General features: G+C 34.6%; 16 protein-coding genes. All 16 read left to right on the plus strand.

Annotated elements, in window-relative coordinates:
* The first annotated feature begins 2 nt into the window (after positions 1-2).
* The 16 genes from AC4PRO_RS02975 to lolB1 all read left to right on the plus strand — a co-directional run bounded on the left by AC4PRO_RS02975 (position 3) and on the right by lolB1 (position 12,733).
* Positions 3-410 carry a bactofilin family protein gene (locus AC4PRO_RS02975; RefSeq protein ID WP_074720406.1) on the plus strand — a complete coding sequence of 136 codons (408 nt, stop codon included), beginning with the start codon at positions 3-5 and terminating at the stop codon, positions 408-410.
* On the plus strand, positions 379-606 hold the full coding sequence (locus tag AC4PRO_RS02980; RefSeq protein ID WP_492116256.1) for an AtpZ/AtpI family protein: 228 nt from the start codon (positions 379-381) through the stop codon (positions 604-606). Before AC4PRO_RS02975 ends, AC4PRO_RS02980 begins: the two co-directional genes overlap by 32 nt.
* 66 nt (positions 607-672) lie before the next feature.
* The gene (locus AC4PRO_RS02985; RefSeq protein WP_492116257.1) at positions 673-1,065 is read left to right on the plus strand and encodes a DUF6168 family protein; all 393 of its coding nucleotides are present in this window, start codon (positions 673-675) and stop codon (positions 1,063-1,065) included.
* A 119-nt stretch (positions 1,066-1,184) separates the two neighbouring features.
* A complete protein-coding gene (atpB, locus tag AC4PRO_RS02990; protein WP_492116391.1) occupies positions 1,185-2,339 on the plus strand; it encodes a F0F1 ATP synthase subunit A in 1,155 nt (384 codons plus the stop codon).
* A 34-nt stretch (positions 2,340-2,373) separates the two neighbouring features.
* On the plus strand, positions 2,374-2,565 hold the full coding sequence (gene atpE, locus AC4PRO_RS02995) for an ATP synthase F0 subunit C (RefSeq protein WP_074720412.1): 192 nt from the start codon (positions 2,374-2,376) through the stop codon (positions 2,563-2,565).
* Between the two features lie 85 nt (positions 2,566-2,650).
* Positions 2,651-3,151: a F0F1 ATP synthase subunit B gene (locus AC4PRO_RS03000; RefSeq protein WP_091085691.1), complete on the plus strand. Its 501-nt coding sequence runs from the start codon at positions 2,651-2,653 to the stop codon at positions 3,149-3,151.
* 4 nt (positions 3,152-3,155) lie between these two features.
* Entirely contained in the window at positions 3,156-3,689 is a 534-nt protein-coding gene (gene atpH, locus AC4PRO_RS03005) for an ATP synthase F1 subunit delta (protein WP_074720416.1), read from the plus strand.
* 36 nt (positions 3,690-3,725) lie between these two features.
* Positions 3,726-5,303, plus strand: a complete 1,578-nt coding sequence (atpA, locus tag AC4PRO_RS03010) for a F0F1 ATP synthase subunit alpha (protein WP_074720418.1) — start codon at positions 3,726-3,728, stop codon at positions 5,301-5,303.
* 85 nt (positions 5,304-5,388) lie between these two features.
* The gene (gene atpG / locus AC4PRO_RS03015; RefSeq protein ID WP_492116258.1) at positions 5,389-6,249 is read left to right on the plus strand and encodes an ATP synthase F1 subunit gamma; all 861 of its coding nucleotides are present in this window, start codon (positions 5,389-5,391) and stop codon (positions 6,247-6,249) included.
* Between the two features lie 178 nt (positions 6,250-6,427).
* Positions 6,428-6,832, plus strand: coding sequence for a GNAT family N-acetyltransferase (locus tag AC4PRO_RS03020; RefSeq protein WP_074721122.1), 405 nt, complete (start codon positions 6,428-6,430; stop codon positions 6,830-6,832).
* An 11-nt stretch (positions 6,833-6,843) separates the two neighbouring features.
* Positions 6,844-7,341 carry a hypothetical protein gene (locus AC4PRO_RS03025; protein ID WP_492116259.1) on the plus strand — a complete coding sequence of 166 codons (498 nt, stop codon included), beginning with the start codon at positions 6,844-6,846 and terminating at the stop codon, positions 7,339-7,341.
* 38 nt (positions 7,342-7,379) lie between these two features.
* Positions 7,380-8,837, plus strand: coding sequence for a lipopolysaccharide biosynthesis protein (locus AC4PRO_RS03030; protein ID WP_492116260.1), 1,458 nt, complete (start codon positions 7,380-7,382; stop codon positions 8,835-8,837).
* 143 nt (positions 8,838-8,980) lie between these two features.
* Positions 8,981-9,415: a dUTP diphosphatase gene (dut, locus tag AC4PRO_RS03035; RefSeq protein WP_492116261.1), complete on the plus strand. Its 435-nt coding sequence runs from the start codon at positions 8,981-8,983 to the stop codon at positions 9,413-9,415.
* Positions 9,416-9,499: 84 nt separating this feature from the next.
* Positions 9,500-10,516: a sugar phosphate nucleotidyltransferase gene (locus AC4PRO_RS03040; RefSeq protein ID WP_492116262.1), complete on the plus strand. Its 1,017-nt coding sequence runs from the start codon at positions 9,500-9,502 to the stop codon at positions 10,514-10,516.
* A gap of 96 nt (positions 10,517-10,612) precedes the next feature.
* Positions 10,613-11,956, plus strand: a complete 1,344-nt coding sequence (locus tag AC4PRO_RS03045; protein ID WP_492116263.1) for a tetratricopeptide repeat protein — start codon at positions 10,613-10,615, stop codon at positions 11,954-11,956.
* A 6-nt stretch (positions 11,957-11,962) separates the two neighbouring features.
* Entirely contained in the window at positions 11,963-12,733 is a 771-nt protein-coding gene (gene lolB1 / locus AC4PRO_RS03050) for a lipoprotein insertase outer membrane protein LolB1 (protein WP_492116264.1), read from the plus strand.
* The last annotated feature ends 20 nt before the right edge of the window (positions 12,734-12,753 follow it).

The following is a 12,753-nucleotide window of genomic DNA, read 5'->3' on the forward strand; positions in this document are numbered from 1 at the left end:
AAATGTTTAATAGAAAAGCAAAGCCCTATACAGAGCTATTAGGAAAAACGAATAGAATCGTAGAAGGAACAATTATAAAAGGAGATATCATTTCCCAGGCCGATTTTAGGTTGGATGGCGAATTGATAGGAAATTTTCAGTCTACTGGAAAATTAGTAGTAGGTCCAGCCGGAATAATAACAGGGGATATTAACTGTAAAAATGCAGATATTGAAGGGAAATTTGAAGGTACGATTTATGTTGCTGAAATCCTGAATGTAAAGGCAAATGCCAGTATCAAAGGTGAAGTTACAGTAGGTAAATTATCTGTGGAACCAGGTGCTGATTTTACTGCGTCCTGCACAATGAAAATTAATGAATCAAATCTATTGTTAGCCGATGGAAAAGAAACCCAACAAAAATCAAGTTAGCAAATGGATCGCTTTAATTAATATACCCATTCAAATGGGGGTTATCATCTTTTTGTTTGCTTATGGGGGAAACTGGTTGGATGACAATTACCCCAATCCAAAAGTATATTACAATAAAATTTTGGTCATGGTTGGGGTCGTTATTGCTTTATACAATGTTATAAGACAAGTGAACGAAATCAATAAATCCCAATAAATTAATATTAATAGGAATTGAAAATTGTTCCGAGTTTTATTGACCTTACGGTAAAATAAACACAGCATGAATTTAAAAAATCAAAAACCACTTCTAAGTTTAATTCTTCTGGCCGTGATAGCATATTTGTTACATAAATTTATTTTCTACGTTTTGAAAATCGATGTCGCAGTATTCCAGTATTCAATTGAAGTGCTTTATTTATTGTTTTTCGGTATGTCTACTTTGATATTCATTGTATTACTAAAAGTGAAAGAAAAAAGTTTTGATAATGTAGGAATGTCTTTTCTTTTAGGAACAAGTATCAAAATGGTTTTTTGTTATTTGATTTTAAAACCTATCTTGCACATTACAACATATGATAATACAATTGAGAAAGTTAATTTTTTTGGGATGTTTATCCTTTTTTTAGTAATGGAGACCGTTTTAACGATACGAATATTAAAAGAAAAGCAATAGATCTGCAAATAGATGAAGGATTTTAAAAAAATATGTTTTTATATCCTTTTGGATATTAATAAAAAATGTACATTTGCACCAAATTTCAGAAACGTAAAAAATTAAGATATTTAACAGTTATGGTGATTTCAAACAGACCACTTAGATTTATAATAGCGACTTTAGTAGCGTGTCTTCCTTTAATGACTTTTGCAAATCCCGAAGTGGATTCGGTAAAAGTTCATACTGAAGTTGCACACGAAACAACAGAACAAAGCCAGGAAGGAGCTCATGCTGAACCTACAGATGTAAAATCTAAAATAAAGGCATTCATTGGTCATCACGTTTTAGACTCTCATGACTTTACTTTTTTCTCTGATGAAGTAGAAGGAAAACATTATGGTTTTTCATTACCAGTAATCCTTTGGGATAATGGTTTACAACTTTTTTCATCTTCTGAATTCGAACATGGAGAAGCAGTTGCCGAATCTAATGGTAATTTCTATGCGATAAATCATCACGATGGAAAAATATACAAAACGGATGCTTCAGGAAAAATAATAGAAGACGAAAAAACAGGTTTCCCTGAAAATGAACGTCCCTTAGATTTCTCAATCACAAAAACAGTATTGTCTATATTCATTGCTGCTATTTTAATGGTATTTATTTTTGCTGGTTTGGCGAAGACCTATTCTAAAAATGGCGGAATTGCTTCTGGAGCTGGAAGAATATTTGAACCAGTGGTTCTTTTTATTCGTGACGAAATTGCTATTCCTAACATTGGAGAAAAACACTACAAGAGATATATGAGTTATTTATTGACTATATTTTTCTTTGTACTGTTCTTAAATATTTTTGGATTGATGCCTTTTGGTATAAATGTTACTGGTAATTTAACCATTACATTTGCATTAGCAATCATGACATTTTTAATTACAAACCTTACGGCAAATAAAAACTATTGGGGTCACATTTTCTGGATGCCAGGTGTACCAAAAGTAATGCGTATCGTATTAGCACCAATTGAATTGCTAGGAGTTATAATCAAACCTTTTTCATTAATGATCCGTTTGTATGCAAATATCTTTGCAGGACATATTGTATTGATGAGTATTATTGGTTTGATGTTTATTTTCAAAAGCTGGTTGGGAAGTAGTTTATCATTTGCATTGTCGTTTGCACTTTCTATCTTAGAGATATTGGTCGCATTTTTACAAGCTTATATTTTTACATTGCTATCAGCGCTGTACTTTGGTTCAGCAGTAGAAGAGCACCACCATGAGGAGGCGCACTAATAAATTGAATGTTTAATTTTTAATTATATATATTATGGAAGGTTTAAATTATGTAGGAGCTGGATTAATTGTAATCGGAGCAGGTTTAGGTATTGGTAGAATTGGTGGTTCAGCAATGGACGCTATTGCTCGTCAACCAGAAGCTTCAGGAAAAATCCAAACAGCTATGCTTATCGCAGCTGCATTAATTGAAGGTATTGGTTTCGCTGCATTATTCGCTGCTTAATTAAAACTCAAAAAGCAATAGTTGCAACGGTTGGTTGTAACTATTGTTTTTATTATTAAATTAAATATTATTATAGATACATAACATGGAAAAGTTAATACATCAGTTTGAGTTAGGTTTGTTCTTTTGGCAAGTATTAATATTTGTTGGATTAATATTCTTATTGAAAAAATTTGCTTGGAAACCAATTCTTGACGCAGTAAATGATAGAGAAGAAGGAATCAAGAATGCTTTGCTTTCTGCTGAAAACGCTAGAAAAGAAATGCAAAACCTTCAAGCTGACAACCAACGTATTTTACAAGAAGCAAGAATGGAGCGTGATAACATGCTTAAGGATGCACGTGAAATTAAAGAAAAAATGATTGCTGATTCCAAAGAAGAAGCGCAAGCTCAAGGTCTGAAAATGATCGAACAAGCAAAAGCAGCAATTGAAAGCGAAAAAAATGCAGCTATGGCTGAATTGAAACTACAAGTTTCTACTTTGTCATTGAGTATCGCAGAAAAATTATTGAAAGACGAATTATCTAATAAAGAAGCTCAAACTAAATTAGTTGAGAAGATGTTAGGTGACGTAAAGCTAAACTAATATTATGGCAAGTACAAGAGCAGCAATTCGTTATGCAAAAGCAATTCTAGAGATAGCACAATCTAAGGGAGTGGCTGAAGCAGTTAGTGATGATATGAATTCTATAGCTTCAACTATAAGTGCAAATGTAGAATTGAGCACTTTTATCCAAAACCCTACTTTGAGAGTAGAAGTTAAGGAAAAGGCCTTATTGGAAGTTTTTGCAAATACCAATAGCGTAACTAAAAGTTTGTTTCATTTGTTATTTGAAAACAAAAGATTTGAAATTTTGGAAGCTGTTGCAGTAGAATACAGCAAATTATTTGATATCATGAATGGTGTAGAAGTAGCTCAAGTTACTACGGCCATTGCAATGGATGCAGCATTAGAAGCTAAAGTTTTAGCTAAAATTGCTACCTTATCAGATAAAAAAATCACAATAGAAAATCACGTAGATGCTTCGATTATTGGAGGATTTATTTTGAGAATAGGCGACAAGCAGTACAATGCTTCAGTAGCCAACAGACTACAAGTATTAAAAAGAGAATTAAGTAACTAGTTATTGCACATTTAAGTGTCTAAATTATAAATTAAGATGGCGGAAATCAAACCTGCTGAAATTTCAGCAATATTAAGAAAGCAAGTAGAAGGTTTTGAATCTGGCGCTACGCTAGAGGAAGTAGGAACAGTACTTCAAGTTGGAGATGGTATTGCTCGTGTTTACGGGCTTTCTAATGTTCAATACGGTGAGTTAGTAGAATTTGACAATGGTTTAGAGGCTATTGTATTGAATCTTGAAGAAGACAATGTTGGTGTAGTACTTTTAGGACCATCAACAGGAATCAAAGAAGGTTCTACTGCAAAAAGAACACAACGTATCGCTTCTCTTAAAGTTGGAGAGCAAATGGTAGGACGTGTAGTTAACACTCTTGGTTTTCCAATTGATGGAAAAGGACCAATCGGTGGAGACTTATACGAAATGCCTTTGGAAAGAAAAGCTCCTGGAGTTATCTTCCGTCAACCAGTTACTGAACCATTACAAACAGGAATAAAAGCAGTAGATGCTATGATACCAGTTGGTCGTGGACAACGTGAATTGGTTATTGGTGACCGTCAAACAGGTAAATCAACTGTTTGTATTGACACTATCTTAAATCAAAAAGAATTTTACGATGCAGGAAAACCTGTATTTTGTATATATGTTGCAATTGGACAAAAAGCGTCTACTGTAGCAGGAATCGCAAAAATGTTAGAAGAAAAAGGCGCAATGGCTTACACCATTATTGTTGCTGCTAATGCTTCTGATCCAGCTCCGATGCAAGTTTACGCGCCAATGGCCGGAGCTGCAATTGGAGAATATTTTAGAGATTCTGGTCGTCCAGCTTTAATTGTTTATGATGATTTATCTAAACAAGCTGTTGCTTACCGTGAGGTTTCTCTTTTATTAAGAAGACCACCGGGACGTGAAGCATATCCTGGAGATGTATTTTACCTACACAGTCGTTTATTAGAGCGTGCTTGTAAAGTAATTGCTGATGATGGAATTGCTAAAAACATGAACGACTTACCAGATTCATTGAAACCAATCGTAAAAGGTGGTGGTTCATTAACTGCACTTCCTATTATCGAAACTCAAGCTGGTGACGTTTCTGCCTATATCCCAACAAACGTAATTTCGATTACAGATGGTCAAATTTTCCTTGATGGTGATTTGTTTAACTCTGGAGTTCGTCCAGCAATTAACGTTGGTATCTCGGTATCTCGTGTTGGAGGAAATGCACAAATTAAATCAATGAAAAAAGTAGCAGGTACTTTGAAGCTAGATCAAGCACAATTCCGTGAATTGGAAGCGTTTGCTAAATTTGGTTCTGACTTAGATGCAGTTACTTTAAACGTAATTGAAAAAGGTAGAAGAAACGTTGAGATCTTGAAACAAGGTTTGAACGATCCTTATACAGTAGAAGATCAAGTTGCAATTATCTACGCTGGTTCAAAAAATCTTTTGAGAAATGTTCCTGTGAATAAAGTAAAAGAATTTGAGAAAGATTTCTTAGAATTCCTTAACAACAAACACAGAGCAACTCTAGATGCTTTGAAAGCAGGGAAACTTACAGATGAAATTACAGATGTAATCCAAACTGTAGCAAAAGAAATTTCAGCAAAATATAACTAAAAAAGTATTAAGTATTAGGTAGTAAGTATTAAGGTGTGGCCTTTACTTATTACCTAATACTTACTATTTAATACTTAAAAATACAATGGCAAATTTAAAGGAAATCCGTAATAGAATTACTTCCGTTTCATCTACGATGCAAATTACATCAGCGATGAAAATGGTTTCTGCAGCAAAGCTAAAAAAAGCACAAGATGCAATTACAGCCATGCGCCCTTATGCCGAAAAATTAACGGAATTATTACAGAATCTTTCTGCTACACTGGAAGGTGATGCTGGAGGAGAGTTTACAACACAACGTGAAGTAAAAAAAGTATTGGTTGTTGCTATCACTTCAAACAGAGGTTTATGTGGTGCATTTAATTCAAATGTAATTAAGGCATCAAAAAGCCGTTCTGTATTTTATGCAGGGAAACAAGTTGATATTTTTGCAATAGGTAAAAAAGGAAATGATGTTTTGGTTAAAACCAATGCTGTAATTGACAATCAAAGTGCTGTTTACGATGATTTAACTTTTGATAATGTAGCTGTAATTGCAGATACGTTAACAGAGAAATTCCTTTCTGGAGAATATGATAAAATTGAATTGATCTACAATCAATTTAAAAATGCTGCAACTCAAATTGTTCAAACAGAGCAGTTTTTACCGTTGGCACCAATAAAATCAGATTTAACAGCTTCAGTTGGTGATTATATTTTTGAACCATCTAAAGAAGAGATTGTTTTGACTTTGATTCCAAAATCATTGAAAACGCAATTGTACAAAGGTATTCGTGATTCATTTGCTTCAGAACATGGTGCTCGTATGACTGCTATGCACAAAGCAACTGATAATGCAACTGAATTGAGAAATCAATTGAAATTGACTTACAATAAAGCACGTCAAGCTTCGATTACTAACGAGATCTTAGAGATTGTTGGTGGAGCAGAAGCGTTGAACGGATAAGGAAAAATGTTTATTTTTTCAAATCTTTATATTTCGAAGCTAGAAAGAAATAAAAAAATCCTATTTCTAAATATATATTTAAGAGCCACGTATATCGTGGCTCTTTTTTTGTTTAATTTTATACTTTATTACAAAACCATTCCAATTGAAAACACGAGAACTCACAACCGTAGCCGAAATGCTTCTAAATATTGAAATGCTTCAGTTTCTGTATCCAAAATTTACCCTGGAAAAATATGAATGCTACCTTAAGGAAATGGTGCCACATAATTACAAACAACTGGCAGTATATGAAAATGATAGTTGCGTTGCCGTAACTGGATTTTGGACAGGAACAAAATTATGGTCGGGTAGATACATAGAGATTGATAATTTTATTGTTCATCCAGAACATCGTTCTAAGGGACTTGGTAAAATGATGACAGATTACATTGATATAAAGGCAAAAGAAGAAGGCTGTAGCATGATTGTTCTAGATGCTTTTACTGGAAACTTTACGGCCCATCGGTTTTATTATAACCAAGGTTACGGCCCTAAGGGTTTTCATTTCGTTAAAATCATCAATGAAGAGGGATTATCTTAAATCATTTTACAATGGGTTATATTAAAAAAATATTGGTCTTAATTTTGTTGGCAGGTAGTCTATCTTTTTGTGCGTCTAAACAGGAAAATAAAATGGATTTTCCACAAGAAATAGCAGCGGCGTATTTCCAAAAAATAAATACCGGAGACGGTCAAGCTGGAGCCGGTAACGATTTTTATATTGAGTTCGACAAACCGCTTAAGAAAGGAATAGCGTTGGATAAAGTCTATTTTCGAAATCAGGTAGCTATACTTGAAAAAGAAAATGATAGTGTTTTCGTGGCTCATTTTTATGAAGCTCCAACAAATCAAGATATTATTTTAGACAGCGATCCCTTAAAAGAGTACGGCAATAAGGCACCGGTAATTATCAAACCTAAATTTGATCTAAAACGGAACCAGGCGGTATTGGAATATAGAAAACAGAACGAAACTTTTTTTTATACCATCGAGGCAATAAAAGAAAAACCAATCATTGCTTATCCATCAGAGAATAAACCAAAGAATTAGTTATTTTTGTCCTCTAAATATTAATAAGAAGCACCATTTTGGGATTATATAAAAAACTATTTAAACAGACTGCCATTTACGGACTCGCGACAGTTTTGCCGAGAATGTTCGCATTCATACTAGTTCCGCTGTATACTGATTTGCTTCCAAAAGCAGAGTATGGAAAAGTGTCTGTCATTTTTGCCTACATGATATTTTTTAATGTTGTTCTGGCGTACGGAATGGAGACGTCGTTCTTTAGGTTTTATAACAAGGAATCCAATAAAGAGGCTGTTCTAGAGACATCGATGGTTTCTATCTTTTGGAGCACCATTTCATTTTTGGTCATAGCACTTTTGTTTCGTAATAATTTAGCCGATTGGTCGGGAATCGATTCGCAATATATAAGTTATACGATTTGGATTCTGGCTTTAGATGCCTTAGTTATCATTCCATTTTCAAAATTAAGGGTGAATCAGAAACCGATGGTGTATGCGGCAATAAAGGTTGGAAATGTCTTAATTAACCTGATCCTGAGCGTTGTTTTTTTACTGTATATCCCAATGTTGATTGAAGCAAATCCCCATGGTTTTTTACGTTCAGTTTATGTCGATAACTTTCAAATAGGCTATATATTCTTAGCTAATATTATTGCGAGTTTACTAACTTTTGTGGTGCTGTCCCCAGATTATGTCTACTTGAAGTGGAAGATAGATGCTGATTTGTGGAAACGAATGATGCGGTACGGAATGCCTATTATGGTGGCAGGAATCGCTTTTGCCATTAATGAGCAATTCGATAAAATTCTTTTATCAAAATTGTTACCGGCTAATATTGCTGAATCTGAGGTAGGAGTTTATTCTGCCTGTTATAAACTGGGATTGTTCATGGTTTTGTACAGGACCGCTTATACCTTAGGAATTGAACCTTTCTTTTTCAGTCATGCTGCTGATAAAAATGCACCGCAAACCTATGCCATGGTGACCAAGTATTTTGTCATCTTTGGCTCATTTATATTATTGTCTGTAATCGTTTTTGCCGATCTGTTCAAACTGCTAATGATTCGAGACAGCTCCTATTGGGAAGCGATGAAAGTAGTGCCGTTGATTATTCTGGCTAATTTCTTCTTGGGGATTTATACTAATCTTTCGGTTTGGTACAAACTCATTGACAAGACGTACATCGGAGCTTATATTTCCATAGTAGGGGCGATCATTACCTTAGTGCTTAACTTTTTACTGATTCCCACGATGAGTTATTACGGTTCTGCCATTGCGACAATCGCTGCTTACGGAAGTATGATGACTATTTCTTATTACCTGGGGAACAAATATTATCCGATTCCGTATGATTTAAAAAAAATAGGCGGTTATCTCTCGCTATCGATAGTTTTTTCAGCCGTATCCTTTTATGGCTTCAGAGAGAATTATTATGTTGGAGTCGGTTTGTTAATCGTGTTCCTTTATTTCATCTATTACAATGAAAAAGAAACATTGATGAGAATTATAAGAAAATAATAATAATTAGGAGCTATTTCCTGCTATCCGCTATATCTTTTCTTTCCTAAAAAGTCAAGAAAAGGATGCCGCTACTATCAGGGCTAAAAATAAAAACAGCAGTAGAACAAGTCAAGACTTGTCATTACACAAAAATTATAAAAATGAAAATAAACATTATCAATAAATCACAACATGCCTTGCCTAACTATGAGACCATAGCTTCAGCAGGAATGGATTTAAGAGCAAATCTTACAGAAGCTGTAACCTTGGAGCCTTTAGGGCGAACAGTGATTAAAACCGGACTTTTTATCGAATTACCGATAGGTTACGAAGCACAAGTACGACCAAGAAGCGGACTGGCTTTCAAAAACGGAGTTACAGTATTAAACAGCCCTGGAACAGTTGATGCTGATTATCGTGGCGAAATTGGTGTGATTTTAGTAAATTTATCCAATGAAGCTTTTGTGATCCAAAATGGAGAACGTATTGCCCAACTGATTATCGCTAAACACGAACGCGCGGACTGGATTGAAGTTCAAGAGTTATCTGAAACCTCACGCGGAGAAGGCGGATTCGGAAGTACTGGAGTGAAGTAAACTTAATAAACTAGATTGAAATATTTAAAAATTCGAAGAGAATCATTTAATTTTTCAATCATTTAATCTTTCAACATAATATACATGAAAATAATAGTGCCAATGGCTGGACGTGGTTCACGTCTTCGCCCTCATACTTTAACTATTCCAAAACCATTGATTCCTATTGCAGGAAAACCTATCGTACACCGTTTAGTGGAAGATATTACCAAAATTTTGGATGAACCTATTGACGAAGTTGCTTTCATTTTAGGAGATCCCGCTTTTTTTGGAGATGATTTGGTGAAAAGCTTAGAAGAATTAGCAGAAAGCTTAGGTGCCAAAGCATCTATTTACCGCCAGTTGGAGCCTTTAGGAACAGGTCATGCTATTATGTGTGCCAAAGAATCACTTTCTGGGCCAGCCGTAATTGCTTATGCAGACACGCTAATCAGAGCTGATTTTGATCTTGACCCTGAAGCAGACGCTGTTATTTGGGTAAAACAAGTAGATCAGCCAGAAGCCTATGGTGTGGTGAAATTAAATGATGCAAATGAAATCGTGGAACTAGTTGAAAAACCACAAGACTTTGTTAGCGATTTAGCCGTTATTGGGATCTATTACTTCAAGGAGGTAGGGGTTTTAAAGGAAGAGTTGCAAAATGTTTTAGACAACAACATTCAAAATGGTGGAGAATACCAAATTAATGATGGAATTAAAGCAATGATGGCCAATGGGAAAATCTTTAAAACAGGAAATGTTGACGAGTGGATGGACTGTGGAAATAAAAATGTGACTGTAGAAACGAATTCCAGAATGCTGGGTTTTTTGCAGAAAGAAGATACAACTTTAGTGGCTGTAAATGTTAGAATAGACAATTCAACAATTATTCCACCTTGTTATATTGGAGAAGATGTGTTTTTAATTAACTCAACTGTAGGTCCAAATGTTTCTTTAGGAAAAGGAAGCCACGTTACAGGAAGTGTGATTAAAAACAGTTTGATTCAAACGCATGCACACATTAGCAATGCTAATTTAGACAATGCGATGATTGGAAATCACGTCCGTTTTGACGGTGATTTTACCAGCATAAGTATTGGAGATTATTCGGTATTAGAATAACAATTTTTTTCGTACTGTCCAGTATTTTACAGGAACGCATAAAAACCTATTATGCAACAGCTTAATTTGAGCTGTTGCGTTTTTAAAAAAGAGTCAATGAAAAAATCGACTTTATGGATTCTATTTCTTGTTTTGCTAAGCAATTCAGCATTGCTATTGGCACAAACGGAGCCGGAAGAGAAAAAGTCAAATAGTGACAAGTTTCAGGATTATTTTTATGAGTCTTTAAAGCAAAAAGGAATCGAAAACTACGATAAAGCGATTGTGGCTTTGGAGCAGTGTTTAAAAATCGAACCAGAGAACGCCACTATTTATTTTGAACTAGGAAAAAATTACTTGGCTTTAAAGGATTATAAGAATGCTTATAGTTCCTTTGAACGTGCTGCGCAAATTGACCCCGCAAACAAATGGTTTTGGGTAGGAATGTATGATGTCGATTATGAAACTAAAGACTATGTCAACGCCATAAAAACGATTGGCAAACTCATCCCTTTTGACGCTAAATTCAAAGAAGATCTGACTTCGCTTTACATGAGCACCAGTCAATTTGACAAAGCATTGGATCTCATCAATGAGCTCAATGAATCGTCTGGAAAGTCAGAAAGAAGGGATTCCTACAAAATGCAGATTTTATCCCAAGGGAAATATCAAAATGCAGAAATCACCAATTTAATAGACCAAATCAAAAAGTATCCCAAAGAGGAATCCAACTACATTTCGCTGATTTATCTATATTCTAAAAACAATGAAACCGATAAAGTGTTGGAAACGGCACGAAAATTGGAAACAGCAATACCCACATCAGAGTGGGCGCAAGTCAGTTTGTTCAAATACCATCTGGAAAATAATGACGGAGAAAAAGCGATTAATGCCATGAATATTGCTTTGGCCAGTGCCAAAATAGATTCGAAAATAAAGCACCGAATTCTCAATGAATTCCTGATTTATGTAAATGCAAATCCGCAGTTTGCCCCTGATTTAGAAAAAGCCATCGGGTATTTTGATGATGATCCAGAAGTGAATGTGTCCAAGGAAATAGGGAAGTTTTATCATAATAAGAAACAATGGGATAAAGCCATTGGGTATTATGAAAAAGCAAATGCTAAAAGCACGGAGACTGATATGGAGACGAATTTACTTTTGCTTCAAGCGTATACAGAGTCAAAAGAGTTTGGAAAAGCAGCAAAAACAGCCATGGATATGGTGGATGTATTTCCCGCACAGCCGCAGTTTTATTATTATTCTGGCTTAGCATACAATCAATTGAGCCAATTTAAAAAAGCAAAAGAAATGTTGGAAATGGGACTGGATTACCTGATAGACGACAAGGCATTAGAAATAAACTTCAACATACAACTTGGTGAAGCGTACAATGGTTTAGGAGATGTAAAGAAAAAAGATTTTTATTTTTCCAAAGCCAATCAACTATTAAAACAATAAATTCAAATGAATAAATTTTTAGCATTACTGGCAGTTGTCTTATTATTTTCTTGCAAGTCGAAAGCGATTGTGACAGAAGCTACTGTCCCAGTTACCTATTTAAAATCAAGTAAAATAATAGCGAATCACTACAACAATAAAACGGAGTTTTCTACATTATATATAAAGGCTAATGCTAAATATTCGGATGACCGATCGTCACAGAATGTTACTGCCGAAATTAAAATTAAGAAAGACGAACAAATTCTAGTAAGCATTCGTTTTCTTGGAATTACAATGGCGAAAGCAAGCATAACACCAACATCAGTGAGCTATTATGAAAAAATAAAAGGCACTTATTTTGAAGGGGATTTTAGTGCTTTGAGCCAATGGTTAGGAACAGATTTGGATTATCAAAAGATTCAAAACATGTTGATAGGGGAAGCCTTAGATGATTTGTCAAAAGGCAAATACAAAGAATCATTAGTCGAGCAGTTGTATCGATTGGATGATTTGGCAAATGGCAATACTAAAAAAACATTCTATATCAACGCGGCAGATTTTAGTGTTCAAAAACAAGAAATTGCGCAAACAGCTGAAGGAAGAATGATTCAGGTTGCCTATTCAAACATCAGGCAATACAAAGAAACGATGTTGCCAGGTAATGTAGTAATCAATACGTTTCAGCCCAAAGGGAAATCAGAAATTGAATTAGATTACAATACGGTAACATTCAATGAAGAACTTTCTTTTCCATATAGTGTCCCAAATGGTTACAATAGAATTATAATTAAGTAAATTTGCAAAAATATATTTTT

The sequence above is a fragment of the Flavobacterium sp. DW-iso2 genome, assembly GCF_058725285.1.

Bases quoted from the DNA above. Each gene is read 5' to 3' on its own strand.
- AC4PRO_RS02975 (WP_074720406.1), top strand. From the start codon at position 3: ATGTTTAATAGAAAAGCAAAGCCCTATACAGAGCTATTAGGAAAAACG.
- AC4PRO_RS02980 (WP_492116256.1), top strand. From the start codon at position 379: ATGGAAAAGAAACCCAACAAAAATCAAGTTAGCAAATGGATCGCTTTA.
- AC4PRO_RS02985 (WP_492116257.1), top strand. From the start codon at position 673: ATGAATTTAAAAAATCAAAAACCACTTCTAAGTTTAATTCTTCTGGCC.
- atpB (WP_492116391.1), top strand. From the start codon at position 1,185: ATGGTGATTTCAAACAGACCACTTAGATTTATAATAGCGACTTTAGTA.
- atpE (WP_074720412.1), top strand. From the start codon at position 2,374: ATGGAAGGTTTAAATTATGTAGGAGCTGGATTAATTGTAATCGGAGCA.
- AC4PRO_RS03000 (WP_091085691.1), top strand. From the start codon at position 2,651: ATGGAAAAGTTAATACATCAGTTTGAGTTAGGTTTGTTCTTTTGGCAA.
- atpH (WP_074720416.1), top strand. From the start codon at position 3,156: ATGGCAAGTACAAGAGCAGCAATTCGTTATGCAAAAGCAATTCTAGAG.
- atpA (WP_074720418.1), top strand. From the start codon at position 3,726: ATGGCGGAAATCAAACCTGCTGAAATTTCAGCAATATTAAGAAAGCAA.
- atpG (WP_492116258.1), top strand. From the start codon at position 5,389: ATGGCAAATTTAAAGGAAATCCGTAATAGAATTACTTCCGTTTCATCT.
- AC4PRO_RS03020 (WP_074721122.1), top strand. From the start codon at position 6,428: ATGCTTCTAAATATTGAAATGCTTCAGTTTCTGTATCCAAAATTTACC.
- AC4PRO_RS03025 (WP_492116259.1), top strand. From the start codon at position 6,844: ATGGGTTATATTAAAAAAATATTGGTCTTAATTTTGTTGGCAGGTAGT.
- dut (WP_492116261.1), top strand. From the start codon at position 8,981: ATGAAAATAAACATTATCAATAAATCACAACATGCCTTGCCTAACTAT.
- AC4PRO_RS03040 (WP_492116262.1), top strand. From the start codon at position 9,500: ATGAAAATAATAGTGCCAATGGCTGGACGTGGTTCACGTCTTCGCCCT.
- AC4PRO_RS03045 (WP_492116263.1), top strand. From the start codon at position 10,613: ATGAAAAAATCGACTTTATGGATTCTATTTCTTGTTTTGCTAAGCAAT.
- lolB1 (WP_492116264.1), top strand. From the start codon at position 11,963: ATGAATAAATTTTTAGCATTACTGGCAGTTGTCTTATTATTTTCTTGC.